The sequence below is a fragment of the Methanoregula sp. genome (assembly GCF_049686655.1).
Classification (GTDB): domain Archaea; phylum Halobacteriota; class Methanomicrobia; order Methanomicrobiales; family Methanospirillaceae; genus Methanoregula.
In genome coordinates this window covers 1-15,664 of record NZ_JBAVIG010000078.1, presented here as the reverse complement: position 1 = coordinate 15,664, position 15,664 = coordinate 1, and the positions used below count along the sequence as shown (strand labels likewise).

At 58.1% G+C, this 15,664-nt stretch carries 17 protein-coding genes; 9 read left to right on the top strand and 8 right to left on the bottom strand.

Annotated features, from left to right (window positions below; all coding sequences use genetic code 11):
• Positions 1-78: 78 nt before the first annotated feature.
• The 3 genes from WBL42_RS11245 to hypF all read right to left on the bottom strand — a co-directional run bounded on the left by WBL42_RS11245 (position 79) and on the right by hypF (position 3,838).
• Positions 79-1,077 (bottom strand): radical SAM protein, encoded by a 999-nt coding sequence (locus WBL42_RS11245; RefSeq protein WP_424721373.1) that lies wholly within the window; start codon positions 1,075-1,077, stop codon positions 79-81.
• 27 nt (positions 1,078-1,104) lie between these two features.
• Positions 1,105-1,527 carry a hypothetical protein gene (locus tag WBL42_RS11240; protein WP_424721372.1) on the bottom strand — a complete coding sequence of 141 codons (423 nt, stop codon included), beginning with the start codon at positions 1,525-1,527 and terminating at the stop codon, positions 1,105-1,107.
• Between the two features lie 76 nt (positions 1,528-1,603).
• Positions 1,604-3,838: a carbamoyltransferase HypF gene (gene hypF / locus WBL42_RS11235; RefSeq protein WP_424721371.1), complete on the bottom strand. Its 2,235-nt coding sequence runs from the start codon at positions 3,836-3,838 to the stop codon at positions 1,604-1,606.
• A 57-nt stretch (positions 3,839-3,895) separates the two neighbouring features.
• Between hypF and WBL42_RS11230 the strand changes: the two genes are divergently transcribed.
• The 4 genes from WBL42_RS11230 (at position 3,896) to WBL42_RS11215 (ending at position 7,608) form a co-directional block, all read left to right on the top strand.
• Positions 3,896-4,408, top strand: coding sequence for an ArsR family transcriptional regulator (locus WBL42_RS11230; protein WP_424721370.1), 513 nt, complete (start codon positions 3,896-3,898; stop codon positions 4,406-4,408).
• The gene (locus WBL42_RS11225) at positions 4,392-5,201 is read left to right on the top strand and encodes a winged helix-turn-helix transcriptional regulator (RefSeq protein ID WP_424721369.1); all 810 of its coding nucleotides are present in this window, start codon (positions 4,392-4,394) and stop codon (positions 5,199-5,201) included. Before WBL42_RS11230 ends, WBL42_RS11225 begins: the two co-directional genes overlap by 17 nt.
• Positions 5,198-7,285 carry a DEAD/DEAH box helicase gene (locus WBL42_RS11220; protein ID WP_424721368.1) on the top strand — a complete coding sequence of 696 codons (2,088 nt, stop codon included), beginning with the start codon at positions 5,198-5,200 and terminating at the stop codon, positions 7,283-7,285. Before WBL42_RS11225 ends, WBL42_RS11220 begins: the two co-directional genes overlap by 4 nt.
• 113 nt (positions 7,286-7,398) lie before the next feature.
• Entirely contained in the window at positions 7,399-7,608 is a 210-nt protein-coding gene (locus tag WBL42_RS11215; protein WP_424721367.1) for a hypothetical protein, read from the top strand.
• 363 nt (positions 7,609-7,971) lie between these two features.
• Here WBL42_RS11215 and WBL42_RS11210 read toward each other — a convergent pair whose 3' ends face one another.
• From WBL42_RS11210 to WBL42_RS11195, 4 genes are read right to left on the bottom strand one after another with little or no spacing between them, the layout of a single operon-like run.
• Complete coding sequence (locus WBL42_RS11210) at positions 7,972-8,577, bottom strand: 30S ribosomal protein S3ae (protein ID WP_424721366.1); 606 nt, start codon at positions 8,575-8,577, stop codon at positions 7,972-7,974.
• Positions 8,578-8,581: 4 nt separating this feature from the next.
• A complete protein-coding gene (locus WBL42_RS11205) occupies positions 8,582-8,815 on the bottom strand; it encodes a KEOPS complex subunit Pcc1 (RefSeq protein ID WP_424721365.1) in 234 nt (77 codons plus the stop codon).
• A complete protein-coding gene (locus WBL42_RS11200; protein WP_424721364.1) occupies positions 8,812-10,065 on the bottom strand; it encodes a DHHA1 domain-containing protein in 1,254 nt (417 codons plus the stop codon). The genes WBL42_RS11205 and WBL42_RS11200 overlap by 4 nt, the downstream gene beginning before the upstream one ends.
• On the bottom strand, positions 10,065-10,523 hold the full coding sequence (locus tag WBL42_RS11195; RefSeq protein ID WP_424721363.1) for a 30S ribosomal protein S15: 459 nt from the start codon (positions 10,521-10,523) through the stop codon (positions 10,065-10,067). The genes WBL42_RS11200 and WBL42_RS11195 overlap by 1 nt, the downstream gene beginning before the upstream one ends.
• 335 nt (positions 10,524-10,858) lie before the next feature.
• On the opposite strand from WBL42_RS11195, the gene WBL42_RS11190 reads away from it, so the two are divergent.
• The 3 genes from WBL42_RS11190 to WBL42_RS11180 all read left to right on the top strand — a co-directional run bounded on the left by WBL42_RS11190 (position 10,859) and on the right by WBL42_RS11180 (position 12,989).
• On the top strand, positions 10,859-11,464 hold the full coding sequence (locus WBL42_RS11190) for a transglutaminase-like domain-containing protein (RefSeq protein WP_424721361.1): 606 nt from the start codon (positions 10,859-10,861) through the stop codon (positions 11,462-11,464).
• Positions 11,465-11,705: 241 nt separating this feature from the next.
• Positions 11,706-12,158, top strand: coding sequence for a hypothetical protein (locus WBL42_RS11185; protein ID WP_424721360.1), 453 nt, complete (start codon positions 11,706-11,708; stop codon positions 12,156-12,158).
• A gap of 93 nt (positions 12,159-12,251) precedes the next feature.
• The gene (locus tag WBL42_RS11180; protein WP_424721359.1) at positions 12,252-12,989 is read left to right on the top strand and encodes a hypothetical protein; all 738 of its coding nucleotides are present in this window, start codon (positions 12,252-12,254) and stop codon (positions 12,987-12,989) included.
• 206 nt (positions 12,990-13,195) lie between these two features.
• On the opposite strand, the gene WBL42_RS11175 is transcribed toward WBL42_RS11180, so the two are convergent.
• The gene (locus WBL42_RS11175) at positions 13,196-13,660 is read right to left on the bottom strand and encodes a MarR family winged helix-turn-helix transcriptional regulator (RefSeq protein WP_424721358.1); all 465 of its coding nucleotides are present in this window, start codon (positions 13,658-13,660) and stop codon (positions 13,196-13,198) included.
• A 364-nt stretch (positions 13,661-14,024) separates the two neighbouring features.
• Here WBL42_RS11175 and WBL42_RS11170 point away from each other — a divergent pair, with 364 nt between their 5' ends.
• Positions 14,025-15,326, top strand: coding sequence for a COG1361 S-layer family protein (locus WBL42_RS11170; protein ID WP_424721357.1), 1,302 nt, complete (start codon positions 14,025-14,027; stop codon positions 15,324-15,326).
• Positions 15,327-15,485: 159 nt separating this feature from the next.
• Positions 15,486-15,664 (top strand): ATP-binding cassette domain-containing protein (locus WBL42_RS11165; RefSeq protein WP_424721438.1); only part of this gene is annotated, 179 nt, incomplete at its 3' end.

The following is a 15,664-nucleotide window of genomic DNA, read 5'->3' as shown; positions in this document are numbered from 1 at the left end:
ATTATTTCCCGTTATCTTTAAGCCTGCTGGATTATTCCGGAATTCCGGTCTTCGTCCCGGGCACCGGCATGACGGGTTTCAGACCGGCTGTCCCGTGTAGATATTGTGCTTGGCGGAGACGATCTTCACCCGGACCTGCCCGGACTCCTTTTCGCAGTTGTAGACCGAGACCACACGGTTCTTTGCCACGCCCAGCATCTCCCCGTGGATCCAGCCGGGAGCCCGGATCTCGACGGTGACCTTATCTCCCTTTGCCATGGTGAGAGGGACGAACTGACGCCGCACGGTACCAAAGTCCCGCTCCATATCGAGCTGGAGCCGGAGGCCGTGCTCCTTCTCCCACGGCCGTATGCTCCGGTTGAAGAACTGCCACCAGCTCTGGGCCTTCACCCCTTTGGGGCTCCGGCCGTACCGGTAGTGCTCGAACTTCTGGATGCCGAGTGGCGGGAACCGTTTCCCCGCCCCGCATTCCTGCGCGAACCGGATCAGTTTCGGGATCTCGGCATCGTTGATCCCCGGGATATAGACCGGGGCTACCAGGAGGTCTATCCTGCTATTCGCCACCATCCTGGCCGCTTCGCTGACCTGCCCGATATCGAACCATTCCACGCCCGCCAGCATACGGGCCATGTCGGGGTCGAGCGCGTGGAGCGAGAGGTTGATCCGGTCGAGCCCTGCGGATTCGAGCGCTGCGATAGAGATATCGGTCAGCATGGTGCCGTTGGTCTGGAGCGAGACGGCCGTGACACACCCGATCCCCTTGAGGGCAGCCACCAGTTCCGGCAGATGGCGGTACATCATCGGCTCACCCGGCGAATCGATGTGGCACTCAACGCCTTCACCCTTGAACCGGGCGATCTCGTCCACCGCTTCCAGCAGGTACTCCATCTCCACTTCGTAACTGGTGGCCCGGGTCTTTGATTCCGGCCCCGCATCCACCGAGCAGAACGGGCAGTTCAGGTTACAGCCGCAGCTCGGGCGTACCTGCAGGAGGCTCGTGCCCCGGTCTATGACCCCGAAATAGAGCGAGCCCATGAGGGGGATGCCCGATTCTGCGGTGATCCGGACATGAGTCATGCGGCAGGCACCCGGCAGGGCGGCCGGTCAGCGGGACTCCGTGCGGAGCCGGTAGCCGGTCCATGCTCCGCTGTCGAGCACCGGCGCCGGGTGCTCGATCCGGGCGAAGACGAATTCGAAGGCATCCTGTTCAACAACGCTCCTCCCGGTGGTCTTACAATACTGGACAAAGGCCTCGTACATTGCCTGGCAGGGGACCGCGGCACCCGGGTCTGCGGCAAGGGCTTCTTCATGGAACCGCCAGATCCCCTCGAACTCGATGTCATCGTCCACGAGCGGTTTTGCAATGATCTCATCCACCGCCTCCACGGCGTCCTGGTGCCGGGAGATCTTCTCAAGATCCCGGTAATAGTCGTTGACCAGGGTGAGGCCCTGCCGGAGATCGTTGAGGTCCTGCTCAAGGCTCCTGAGCTTCTTCTCGGTATCGGAGAGATGGTCGGATGGCTCCATTGCTTGTGTTTCACTCTTTCTTCTTCCCGCGTAATAAGGTGCACGATTTAGGGCCGGAACGGCTGCCCCTCTCACACTAATCCCGCCGGGCGAGCAGTCTTCCCGCGTACACGCACTGGCCGTACGAGACACAGCCGTCGCCGAGGGGGTACTCACGGTTCGTGATGCAGGCAAGGCCACGGGCAGCAAGTTCCCATTCTATAGTTGTGCGGATCGCGTGGTTGTACGCCACGCCCCCGCTAAGTGCGACATCTTTCATGTCGTCCCGTACGGCAGCCCGGGCAGCAAGCTCAGCGATCCCCCGGGCAAGGTTGTACTGGAACGAAGCGGCGATGTCGCGAATTGCCCGCTGGTCGCCGTCCGGTGCGGCCTGCAGTTTCGTAAGAGCCGTACCTGTAAGCGACCGGCTGGAGAGCGTTTCGCACCCGTCCGTCATGGCAAAGACCAGCGGCCATGCCTCGGCCATGCCCGAGGCCGCTACGGATTCGAGTTTCATCGCAGGTTCGCCGTCGTACGTCCGCTCCCGGCAGATGCCGAGCAGGGCCGCTGCGGCATCGAGCACCCGGCCGGTGCTCGTGGTCTGCGTGACATTGAACCCCGATGCGACCTGCTTTTCGAGCACGCCGAGCTCCACGTCCGACCAGCCGCGGGAGGCAAGGAGCGAGCGGACCCGCTCGTCCGGCAGGATCCCGTACAGCATCCGTTCCGGGAACCGGGTAGCAAGGTCGCCGCCGGGCATTGCAACCGGTTCGAGGTGGGCGACCCGCATCAGGTCCGGCACCTGCCCGGAGAAGATCTCACTCCCCCAGACCGTGCCGTCGTCCCCGTATCCCACGCCGTCAATCGCGATCCCGATACAGGGCTTCAACGTCGTGGCGGCGATATGGGCCCGGTGGTGCTGGACGGGGATCAGTTCGAGGCCGTGCTCCGATGCGATCTCACGGGCGAACCGGGTGGAGAGGAACTGCGGGTGGAGGTCGTGGGCTATGACATCGAACTTCGCCCCGAGGATACGCTGCAGGTTCCGGACGGTCTCCTCAAGGTATTCGAGGGTGGCCGGGTTCCGGACATTGCCCACGTGGGGGGAGGAGATGGCAAAACCTCCTTTGTAGATCGTGGCATTCGCGTTCAGCTCGGGGCCGACACCGAGGATACAGCGCCGGCCGAGATCGATTGCAGTCCGCTTCGGGGCGATCCCCCGCGAGAGCCGGATGATGTACCCGTTCCTGACCACCGAGTCGTCGCACCGGTTCACGATCTGCCGGTTGTGGGCGAGGAAGAAGTCCGCATCATTGCCCAGCTTCGCCATCGCCACGTCGATCCCCGTGATCATCGGGTAGCCGGGCATGTTGGCGCTCGTCATGATCAGGAGCGGGTGTTCAAGGTGCGAGAAGAGGAGGTGGTGGAGCCCGGTGTACGGGAACATGCACCCGATCGTGTGAAGGCTGCTGATATCCCGGTGGGCATCCGGGTCGCGCTTGTCAAGGACCACGATCGGGTGGACGGGGCTTTCGAGCATTGCCCGGTCTTCGGGAGAAAGATCGGCAAGCCGGTCGATCTGGTCCGGCCGGATCATGATCGCGAAGGGCTGCTCAATCCTGCCGAGCCGGTGCTTCAGTTTAGTGGCCGATTCCTCCACGCAGGCCAGGTGGAAACCGCCAATACCCCGCATCGCGAGGATGAAGCCCGCGTCGAGCAGTCCGGCAGCCTCTTCGACCGGGTCGTGGCAGTCGACCTTGTGCCCGAGTTTGTCGAAGAGTTCGACCCCCGGGCCGCAGCTGGCGCAGGCGATCGTCTGGGCATGGTGGCGCCGCGAGTGCGGGTCATGGTACTCCCCGGCGCAGGCCGGGCACATCGGGAACTCCGCCATCGAAGTGCGTTCCCGGTCATAGGGAATTTCGCTGATGATGCTGTACCGGGGCCCGCAGTTGACGCAGGAGGTGGCCCAGTAGTTCTGGTACCCGCCGCCTTCAGTGAAGATGTCGGCGATGCATTCGCTGCAGATCGCAATGTCGGGCGGGATCATGCCCGAAAAGGAGCCGGTGCCGCTTTTGAGGATTACAAACCCGTCCGCGATCATACCGGCAACGGGCGTCACTTCCACCGAATCGATCCGGGAGAGAGGCGGCCCGCGGGAGACTGCCTCCACGAACTCGGGGATGCGTTCCCCCCGCGCGATGATCTCCACTTCGCTGCCCAGGTTCTTCACCGAACCGGCGATCCCGTGATTTAATGCACTCCTGTATACGAACGGCCGGAACCCGACTCCCTGGACGATCCCGCGGACGCTGATCCGTACCTGTTCGTGCATGATGCTGTCGCAAAATTTTATTGATGCCAAGCGCGATATAATGATAGGGTTTTCACCGTGCCGGGCCACATTCGCATTGTCAACGATCCCGTTGAGCTAGTTCCACTCCTGATGACATTCAATGATCCCGCCTTCAAGAAGGTCTACGAACTCTTGAACAAGTCCTGGCTGACCGAGGCTGAAATACGGGCACAGATCAGTGAGGACTGCGTCCCGCTCTGCCTCCAGGTGCTCAAGAAAGGCAACCTTGTAGAGGAACAATGGCGGATGCCAAAGCCGGGCGCCAAGCCCGAGAAGGAGTTCCGCGCCACCTACAACAAGTTCCGGGCCAACTTCCAGTGCAACCTCTCCGACCTCTCCGACATCCTGTATATCTCGCTCTCAAACGACGAGAACCTCCGCGACGTGGTGGAGCAGATCGAAGGGGAACTTGCGAAGGGCAACAGCTCCATCAACGATCTCTCCCGCAAATTCAATGTCAGCCCGGTCTTCATCAAGGGTCTTGCCAAACGGATCACCCATATGGATGTGAAGGGACAGGGACTGGTGCTGCTTGACACAGGGCGTTAAGGACCCCCTCTATTCTATCCTGCGGAGCAAGCGCGAGGTCTCGCGCCTCCAGATCCTCGTAGAGATCGCCGAGCACCAGCCGGCCGTCCGCCAGCAGGAGATCGCCGAGAAACTCGGGGTTACCCCTCAGGCGATCTCGGAATATATCCGCGAGCTCGTGGACGAAGGCATGGTTTCTGCGAGCGGCCGTGGCAATTACGAGGTGACGAAGTCAGGGATCGAGTGGGTGCTCGCGAACGCCGAGTCCCTTGAATCCTATGCCCGGCACATCAGGCGCGACATCATCCAGCAGGTCTCGGTCTGGACCGCGATCGCGGCCGAGGACCTCAAAGCCGGTGACGAGGTCGGGGTGTTCATGCAGGCCGGGTTCCTGTACGCAGCGAAGAAGCCGATGGCGGCGACCGGGTCGGTGGTTGCAGACGCAAAGAAAGATTCGGATGTCGGAGTCGCGCACCTGAACGGGATCATCGAGCACCACGAAGGTGTGGTCCACGTCTGCAAGGTGCCCCGGATCCAGCACGGCGGATCGCGCAAGGTCAGAAAAGACCAGCTGAAGGAGATCGTTTCATCTGCGGGGATGGTGGCGGCAGTCGGGCTTGAGGCCTATATAGCGCTGAAGTCCGCAGGCAGGGAACCGGACATGTTCTTTGGCGCCCGGGAGGGCGTGATCGAAGCGGCGTTCCATGGGATCGACTGCGCGATCGTGATCGTAGACGAGGAGTTCACTGACTTTTTAAAGCGGCTGGAGAGTGTGGAGCTCGCGTACGTGATCCACGACCTGATCGCGCCATGAAGATCATTGTCCAGCCCCAGAGGGGGGGCATCTACAAGCTGCTCTATCACGATGGCAGGAATGTCCGGGGCGCCGGGTTTGTCGAGCTCACGGACACGCCCCGTGGCCCCCGGCCTACCAGGTACCGGGTGAAGTGGGGGACGAAGAAGGAGTACCGGCATACGCCGTCCAAGGACTTCATCGCGAACCTTCGCGAGTCGGATGTCCGGCTCGTGAAGCGGGACCAGCAGTTCGAGGAGTTCCTGGGCGCGTTCCAGGTCAAGGCAGGGACGGTCGATGCCTGCCGGATGTGCCTGCTCGATGAGAAATTCACGCAGCTTGACGACAACAACACGGTGCAGTTCGGCAAGACCGAGAAGATCTGTCTTGACTGCGCCCGTCGGGAGCTGCGGAGGGAGGTCTCGCATATCGGACGGCTCGGCAGGGACGGGATCACTCATCTTGAGAACCTGCTCCTCCAGTTCCGGAACCTGGACCGGGTGCTTGCGACACTCAACCCCGAGAAGATGACGATGGGGGCCGCCCTCTTCGACCGGCTCGAGCCGCACCCGGTGATGGTGACGGCGCCGCTGGACGAGCTCCCCCTCCCCGCGGCATTCAAGGAAGCGTGCGGCGTCACCCAGCTGATGCCGGCCCAGCAGCTCGCGGTTGAGGCAGGACTCCTGTTCGGAAAAGACCTGCTCGTTGTGGCAGCGACCGCGAGCGGCAAGACCTTCATCGGCGAGATGGCCGGGATTAAGAATTATCTTGAGGGGCGTGGCAGGACGCTCTTCCTCGTCCCGCTCGTTGCACTCGCGAACCAGAAGTACGAGCGGTTCACGGAGCGGTATGGGAAGATCGCGAAGACCGGCCTCCTGACCGGTGTGAGCCGGCTGAACCTGCCCGAGACCCGGAAGGTCGGCGACCGGAACCCGCAGGCAGCGATCGTGGTCGGCACGTACGAAGGCGTGGACCACATGATCCGGCGTGGCCAGAAGATGGCCAATGTCGCAACGGTAGTGATCGACGAGGTACAGATGCTCGAGGACAAGGACCGGGGCCACCGTCTCGACGGGATGATCGCCCGGCTGAAGTACCTGGCCCCTCAGGCCCAGTTCCTCTACCTCTCGGCCACGATCGGATCACCGAAAGTGCTCGCAAAGAAACTGAACTGCACGCTCGTTGTGTACGCAGACCGGCCGGTAGGACTCGAACGCTACCTCCTTTTTGTCGAGCGCAAGCAGAAGATCCCGACGATCAAGCAGATGACTACCGAGGAGTACAAGCGCACCTCTTCGAAAGGGTTCCGGGGCCAGACGATCATCTTCACCAATGCCCGGGCCCGCTGCCATACGATTGCCGAGGCGCTTGGCATTCGTGCCGCTGCCTACCATGCCGGGCTCAGCTCGGTGGAGCGCCGGGACGTGGAGACCCGGTTCCTGCAGGGCAAGCTGATGGCGGTCGTGACTACCGCGGCCCTCGGTGCAGGGGTCGATTTCCCTGCATCCCAGGTGATATTCGATGCCCTTGCCATGGGCCGGGACTGGCTCTCGGTGCAGGAGTTCAACCAGATGGCAGGCCGGGCCGGGCGGCCGGACTTCCACGACCTCGGCAGGGTCGTGATCCTGGCAGAACCCGGCGGCAGCTACTCGCGGGAGAACCCTTTTACTGAAGAAGAGGTAGCAATGCGACTCCTCAAGGGCGAGATGGAAGAGGTGGCACCGGAACATGACTTCGAGCAGAGCTCGGAGGAGTACGTGGCGAACGCGGTGGCCTGCAATGGCGAGGAGGCCGACCTGAACCGGATCAACGGCATGATGGTCGGGAGCATGGAACCGGTGCTGCCCGAGCTCGTCCACCACAAACTCGTGGAGAAGCACGGCACCCGGCTCGTGATGACCCCGCTCGCCCGGGTGATGGCCGAGCACTTCATCGGCATGGAGCGGCTCCTTGAGATCGTCCGCCTTACCCAGACAATCAAGGACCCGGTCGAGATCATTGCGGAGCTGGAGAGCGAGGACGTGCACAAGGAGAAGAAGAACGAGCCGAAAAAACCTCCGTTCCCAAAGCCCGGCCAGACTCCCTTAAAACACAAACGCAGGTAGTGCGGTAAATCTTAATAAAAAGTAAAATTTAAACTAATTTTTACATTTAAACGATTTTAATCGCGATTTCTGCGATCCAATGGTTTATCTCCCCGGGTGTATAATTAACTATTATGGAGCCCGGGGACGAGCAGCAGAACCAGGTCAGGCGAGATCTCCAGCATCTTACCCGTACGCTCAATGCCGAGAACCTGAACGTGGAGATCATGTTCTCGCCAAAACGGGGGATACGGTCCTGCACTCCCCCGTTCGATTCCCTTCCCGGCAATGGCTCAGCAGTCAGGGAACGGCTGAACCGGATCCAGCCACCGCCTTCTGAGTGAGTAAGCGGGCCAGGCTTTTCGGAATATTTTTTTTAGAAACATTACATTCCAGAGGTGGCAGTTATGAGATCAGATGTGCGGACAGGAGAAGAACCCGCAAGGGTTCTTCAACTTTTTGCGTCCCGGCGTTTTCTGATGAAAATAATGGTGGTTATGCTCATAATCTAACCGTGGAAGCACCCGAAATTGGAACAACCTGGCTTGATTATTTTTCTGTTACACCAGGAAAAAGGCCGGTTGATCGATTCGGTTCGGCCGGTCTGTTATCGGGGTTGCAACCGTACCTGTTATTTCTCCGGGATACTCCGGAAATCCCGACCTGTCGGAGCCAAGATATTTCCACTGAAAAAAAACAAAAAAAAGTTACGCTGTCGAGATCAGGGTTGCGACCTGCTCGACCTTGGACTTGATGACCTCGACCCGGCGGGTGGGGTAGATGGTCTTGACTGCCTTGAAGAGATCGCGGGAGATCTCGCCCGAAACGATCCCGGAGAGGAGCGTGTTCAGGTCCCAGGCAGATGCCTGTGCTGCAATGGTGGCTACGATCGCGTTCCGGATCGCGTGCTCCTGCGAGAGGTTGGCACGGGCGAACGTGTACGTGCAGATAGTCAGGCGGACCTTCTTGCCGTCCTTTGTCGTGAGGGGGACGATGGTATCGATACGGGAGCTCCGGCGCTTGACGAGCGAGCGGAGGTAGTCCCGGGTGACTTCGTGGCCCACGAACTCGGTGTATGCCGCGTCGCCGGTTACGTTCTGGATCTTAAAGCTCATCTTCACGTGCTGCTTGGAGTAGTCATTGACGATCTCGCCGAGCGTTGCGGTCATGATGCGGCCGACAACACTCTCAGCATCGTTTGCAATGGTATCACCGATGTACGCCTTGCCGAGGTTGTCGGGGACGTGCACCCTGTACCAGCTCTTGGCCTTCCAGCCTTCAACTCTTCTTCCTACCTGTTTCTTCTTTGCCATAATATCACCTGTTGGTTTTTCCTCTGTGCAGGGAACATGCGTCCTCTGCTACTGCCAGGTTCATCAGATAATCGTCCATGGATGCAATGACCGAACGGAGCTGCGTGCCCGTGATCGTGGTAACGACCCGGTCGCCCATCGCAACGGTCTCCATGCTGCGCAGGTTGTCGGGCGCAAGCGCCGCGGCAACGTAGCCCGCGTCACGGTGCTGGGTTGTGATCTTCCCTTCGATCTTCACGCGAGCGCCTCCTGCCAGCCTTTCGCGAAAATCCCAAGCGAGTCGCAGGGGATGGTTGCTCCAGCCCGGAGGTTGTGCCCGCCGCCGCTTCCGCCGCAGGCTGCCGCCAGTTCCCGGACTTTCGGCCCGAGTTCCAGCGTGCTGCCGGCAGGCGAGCGTACGGAGATCCGGCACGCATTGCCACTCTTCGCGTACACAAGCACCGGTCCTGCCGAGAGCAGGTCGCGGGAGAGGATGTCGGCAACGTCGCTCGGGACGTTCGCATCCTTCACCTCGAAAACCCCGGCAACCCCTTCGTACGGGTGTGCGGTCTTTACCGCCTCGATTACCCGGATGTGGTGCTGCCGCGTGATCTCCCACGCACGGTCGATGTCATGCGAGGAACGCAGGCAGAGCGTTGCGCCGATGTCGCCGTTGCCGGTCTTGCCGCAGGCGTCGATGACCGCGGTGAAAGCATGGGCGTCCTCGATCACCTCACGCTGGAGGTGGAAGGTGTCGCCCCAGATGCCCTGCAGGCCGGCGAGCGTTGACTTCGGGGCCGCCTCAAGCACCACCCGCGAGACCAGGGCATCGAGCCGGAGCGGCTCGTCTGCCTTGGACTGGTCCCGGGACTGGTCGATGAAGTCTGTAACGATCTGTTCTGCGCCGCTGATGCCGTCGAGATACGGGTGAGTCGCCGTGTACCAGCGTTCGATCATGTCCCGGCCCGGCAGCGTAAGCCCCCGGTCCGGTACCACGATCCCGTTCGCGACCGCCTCGTTGAAGATCTCAAGGTTCTTCCCGGCAACTGCCTGCCCATCCCCGATGATACCGGGGATGACAAGGCCGGCGAGATCGCGGTTGTCACCCAGCTGCTGTGCCACGTAGTACGCGGCCCCGGACGCTGAGAGTTCGCGGTCGCCATCGATGCCGGCAAGGCGTGGGTTCACATGGAACTCACCCTCAAAGAGCGGGAGGTGGTGGTCCACCACCATCGTGCTCTTCGGGAGATCTGCCATCCCCGCACCGATATCGCAGAGGAGGTATGCACTCTCACCGGAAAGATCCGACGCGTTCACGTCCTGCCGTACCCGGAGCCGGAACCGTATGCCTGCACGGAGCATCGCGTGGCAGAGGATCGAACCGGCACTGATGCCGTCCGCATCGTGGTGAGCAAACACCTCGACGTACTCCTGCCTGCGTATCTGCGCTGCAACGGTCTCTGCTGCGGATTCAAGCGACGGGGACATGGTGGACGATTCCTGATACATTACCTGGAGAGGAGGATCTCAGCGTTCTCCGGCTTGTAGACCCAGCCCGCGGGCAGTTTCCTGCTCCCCGTGTAGTACTTCACGAGCCTGCGGATCTTGGACTCTACCAGCTGAAGCTGGCGCTTGTTGTGCAGGTCCTTCTTGTTCTCGGAGAGGTGCTTGCGGAGGCCAAGGGCCTTGATCATGAGGTCGCGGAGATCCTCGGGGATTGAGGTTGCGACCTTGTTCTCTTTCAGGATATCCCCGATCCGCTTGCCGGTGGCAAGCTTGATATCGGGAACGCCATACCGGTCCCGCAGGACCAGTCCGATCATTGCGCTCGATGCGCCGTCCTTACGGAGTTCCAGGATGACCTTGGTGATCGCCGTGATATCGGTGTTCGACCACGAGGGTGCCTGTTTCCGGTAGGGGCGGACTGAGCTCGACTTGCCCCTTCTGCGGGCATGCATTCGTGCCATTGTGTAGCCTCCTTGGTAGTAGACTAAACGTAAGTCCAGAAAAGTGCAGTATTGGTTACTGACTCTCTGTAATCCCAAAGCCATGCTTGTAGGCAGTGCGGTGTCGCACGTCGGACTTACATCTGTCAGCACAGTTAAAAGTGCTGACCTACTATTGGCGGGAAGGGATGATAAAGGAGATCCTGTGGTTGAGTCCCGGGAACCTGCGAAACGGGATTGCAGGAGTCCGGGGCCTTTCATGAGTCACGTAACCGGAGAGGACTGCTCAGCCCTGCCCGGAATAATTAGAAGTCCCGGTACTGCAAACCGGGTACGAACGTATCACGGTGTTCCCCATGTGCACGACACACCTTTCCCGCTACCTTGAACCTTCATCCGTTATCGACTTTGATCACCCGGTCGTTGCCCGCAAGACCCGCGAACTCGCAGTTGGCTGCACCACGGACCGGGAAATCGCGGAACGGTGTTTCCTCTTTGTCCGGGATCAGATCCTCCACAGCTGGGACCATAAGAAGAACCCGGTGACCCTGACGGCATCGGACGTGCTCCGGCACGGGACCGGCTTCTGCTATGCCAAGAGCCACCTCCTCGCCGCCCTCCTCCGGGCAAACGGCATACCCGCCGGCCTCTGTTACCAGCGCCTCGTATCGGGAGAGTTCGGCCAACCGTTCTTCCTCCATGGCCTCAATGCCGTATGGCTCGAAGGGTGCGGGTGGTACCGGGCCGATGCCCGCGGGCTGAAACCCGGACACGATGCATCATTCACCCCACCGGTGGAAATGTTGCCTTACACAGTCAGGGCGCCCGGCGAGGCTGAACTGCCGGAGATCTGGTACGAGCCGCTCCCGGGGGTTGTCAGCGTGCTCACACGCTACAATGATATCGAAGACGTGCGCAGGAACCTGCCGGATATTGAAGTGGCGGGTTTCGGGGACCGGTGAGTGCGGCAGATCCGGGCGGCCCCGCCACTCCCTTCCTTCACCCTGTGCGGCATCTGCGCAGTTATCATGTCTCGGAATGAGCCCGGTCTCCCGGCACCCGGGGCATGCGCCTAACCCGCAGGTTCAGCGCTTCGCCATGCCCGTATACACGGGACACCCCTCCCATTTTACGAATACATATGCTCCTCAGGGCAACTGGTGATCGAGGGGGAGAACTCCCCCCCGGTAACAGAGGAACACCATGGACAGAAAAACCATCATGAAAGGCGCATTTCTCGCTGTCTGCATTATCGGCATGCTCGTGCTGCCGGCAGCGGCGGCAGGACAGGGATCGGGCGTAAACCAGGGACTCAGGAACGACCTGTGGGCCAACCAGCAGCAGTACCGGCTGCAGGAATTCGACAACCATGTCCAGGAAGCCAACAGCGTGATCTCGATTCTTGGCAAGTACAATATCGACACTACGCAGATGCAGGCAACCCTCGCGAGTATCAGCGGCGAGCGTGCAGCGCTCCAGACCGCACTGACCAGCGAGGACCGGGCAGGCCTCCAGGCCGTCAACGCGGATCTTGTCCCGCTCTGGAAACAGTTCATGCAGGAGACGCAGGAGAGCATCAGGGCACAGCGTACCTCGGCACAATCAGCAGCAACAACCGGTTCAGACGGGACCGCGGGTACTGTGGACAGCACGTAATCCGAAACCGGCACCGGCAGCCATCGGGGGATCGGGCACTAATCCCTTTTTACCTTTCCCTTTTTATCCTGCCGGACAAAAGAACTGTTAACGATGGATAAGATACCCCTCGAAATGATCGGTGAGGAGTCGGCCATCCGGTTCAGGGACTGCTTCTCCGTCCGGTACATCCAGTCAGCCGCGGTGCTCTGCCGGCTTGGGTACGGGATCGAAAAAACCCGTGCAGCATCCGGCCCCCTCCCGCAGGACCTGCTCCTGCAGCACGAGGCCTTCATCCTCAACTCCGTCCTCTCCACGGTCTCCTTCCTCGAGTCGACGGTCAACGAGCTCTACGCCGATGCAGCGGACGATGCCTATTTCTTCGCGGATGAAGAGCACGAGGTGCTCCTCAGGACGATCGGGGAGAAGTGGCACAATGAGAAGAATTTTGACCGGGCCCCGCTGATCAGCAAGTACCAGAAGATCCTCCCGATCGCGGGAAAACCCCCGTTTGAGGACGGAGATCAGGCCTACGAAAACGTCAGGTCGCTGATCGAGATCCGCAACCACCTTATGCACTACAAGCGGGAGTGGGTTGTGATCCGGGATCGCGGGGCTGCGGGGGATTGTGACGAGACGACCGCGCAAAAATTTGAGAAGACCTTACGAAAGAAATTTGCCACAAACCCGTTTGCCCAAAAGAATCTGCCATTCTTCCCGGACAAGTGCCTCGGCCATGGATGTGCGGAATGGGCAATCGTCAACAGTGTCATCTTCACGGACGAGTTCTTCCGGAGGCTCGGTCTGCCGGTGCCTTATGAGGGAGTCCGGGACGAGCTGGCTACCCGGTGAGATGCCAGTCGCCCGGTTAAATGTGGCTGATCGAATAGCCCACGCGCGAAAGCGATTCGATGATTTGACCTTCCTGTAACCGTCCCCAATGCTGCACCCCGGATTCCTGTAGGGTTTTGCACTGAATTGTACGGTTTCCGGAGACCGTTGAGAGGATTCTCCGCAGGAAGTCTCCGGAGCAACACAATCAACGAAGAATTCCGTTCTCATTTCATGAGTTCCGTGATAATCTTCATATCTTCCTGATTCATCTCATCCATGACGTTGGAAATAATCTTTTTCATAAGTTTTTTCAGCACAAGACACTCATCTTCGGTGAATTCTGCAAGGAGGATAGAATTCCATTCGCGAGACAACCGGGTGATAACCGATTCGATATCCCTCCCTTTCCGGGTCAGGAAGATCCGGTTCGCCCGGCCGTCATATTCATCATGAGTGCGGCTTACATAACCTTCCCGCTCAAGTTTGTCAATTGCACGTGTAATCGTCGCTTTGTTAAAAAGCAGCCTCTTTGCAATAGTCTCCTGGTTCACGCCGTCTTCACGATAGAGTGCCATCAGAAACGGGAACTGTCCATAACTGATATTGTAGGATTTTAGCCGTTGCGTGAAAAAAGCAGACTGGGCCCGCAACAAATACGAAATAAGTCCTCCAAGCCGGTAATCCTGCATCCGGTATACCTTGATCTCTTCAAAACCATAAACCCTGCTGCATAAGGGAATACTGGATTAAATCAACAATGGAAAAATACGGAAAATTTCAATACAGTTGAATGCGCAACTATTTTGAATGAAACGTATGTAAATAATGCAACAATGAACGTCTGAACCTTGGCAGGTTCCGATACGTTGTCAGGTTAACGGGAAAGGGAATTTTTCCGGGATGAAAAACGAAGATCTGCATTCAACGTATCTGAACCTTTTTCAGCGGTGATCATGAGAAAACAGCATTGGAAATTTCTAAGAATTCTTGTAAAAACCACGTAACTTTAAATAAGCCGGATAAGATTACAAAGTATCTGTGGAGAAATAACTGATGGCAAACATCGGAAGACTGACCTGTATTATCCTGATTTTCTGTGCATGCATGATCGTGCCTTCTATGGCAGGATCTCAATTCTCGTCCGGAAGCCCGGAATTATCTGCATATATATCCGGCACGAATGAGTTCAGCCCGGGGGATGATGTGCAATTACCCGTTGTTATTGAAAACACCGGGCTCAATGAATTCGTATATAGCCAGCCAGGCATTATTAACCGTGATGATCTGCCAAATACGGCAAAATTCTTAACGGTGACTCTGTTACCCGGTGATGCGCCTGTTATTGTCAAATCCGATTCCCAGATGCTCGGGGACCTTGATGGTGGGAGCACGACGAATGCAGTTTTCACAACAAAAATAGAACCGGATGCCGCCGGCGGAACTTACCTTGTACCCGTCATACTCAATTATACCTTCCTTTACAGCACGAACCAATACGGTGTTGATCTCGTCACGAATGAATACAAAACCGAGAATATCACCCTCAATATACCGATAAAGATCAAATCTGTTGTATCAATCGATGTTCTTTCTGCAATACCTGAAGATCTGAATGTGGGTAATGAAGGGTATATCGATATGCAGATCAGGAATACCGGATCTGAAAACGGTACAAAATCCATAGTAAAAATACTGCAGAGCAGCACCAGCCCGATCCTTCCCACGGACAGCAGCGTATATATCGGGGATTTCCCTCCGGGAAGTACCGCCACCTGCCGGTACAGGGTGTTTGTTTCGGGCGATGCACAACCACAGACCTATCCGGTTGATGTCGTTGTGATTTACCAGAACGACGAAGGCGATTTTGTTACCTCCCGTACTGACACGGTTGGCATACCCGTGGGTGGAAAAATTGATTTCAGTATCATCTCCCCGCCTGCAATAATGAATCCCGGGAATACACGAGTCATCAATGTTGAATACAAAAACACGGGTAATACTACGGCATATAGTGCACACGCCAGAATAACTCCCGAAGACCCATTCATCACTACCAACAATGACGATACAGCTTATCTCGGGGATCTCCAGCCGGGTGAGTCAAGAACGGTCTCTTATACCATGAGCGTGGACCCGGGTGCAACTCTCAAGGAATATGGTCTGGACTCCCAGATCCAGTATAAGGATGGACTCGAAAATGCGTATACCTCAGACACAATACAAGTCAAAATAGATGTAAATAAACCCGCGGGGATTAATGCAATAGTCACAAATCCAATCTATCTTGTCATCGTTATCGCGGCAATTATCGGGATCGTTTATATGATAGTCCAACACCGCAAGAAAAATAAATAATTACTGAATGGTGGCTTATTCCTGATAAATCCCTGAAAAACTCCCCGGTAAAGAGTAACCTTAAAGAATGCAAACATTTTCGCCAGGATCACATAAGGAAACCATACCCATGAACCCGATGGCATACCCGTATCAAATCCCGCGAGAGGAGGGGGCCGAATGACAACTGACGGTCCTTACCAGGACGGTGACAGCATCATCCGGATAAATAACATCACAAAAACCTTCCTGAGCAAGACAAAGACAGTAACGGCAGTCAACGATGTCTCGTTCACGGTAACCCGGGGGGAGATCTTCGGTCTTCTCGGGCCGAACGGGGCCGGGAAGAGCACCCTGAT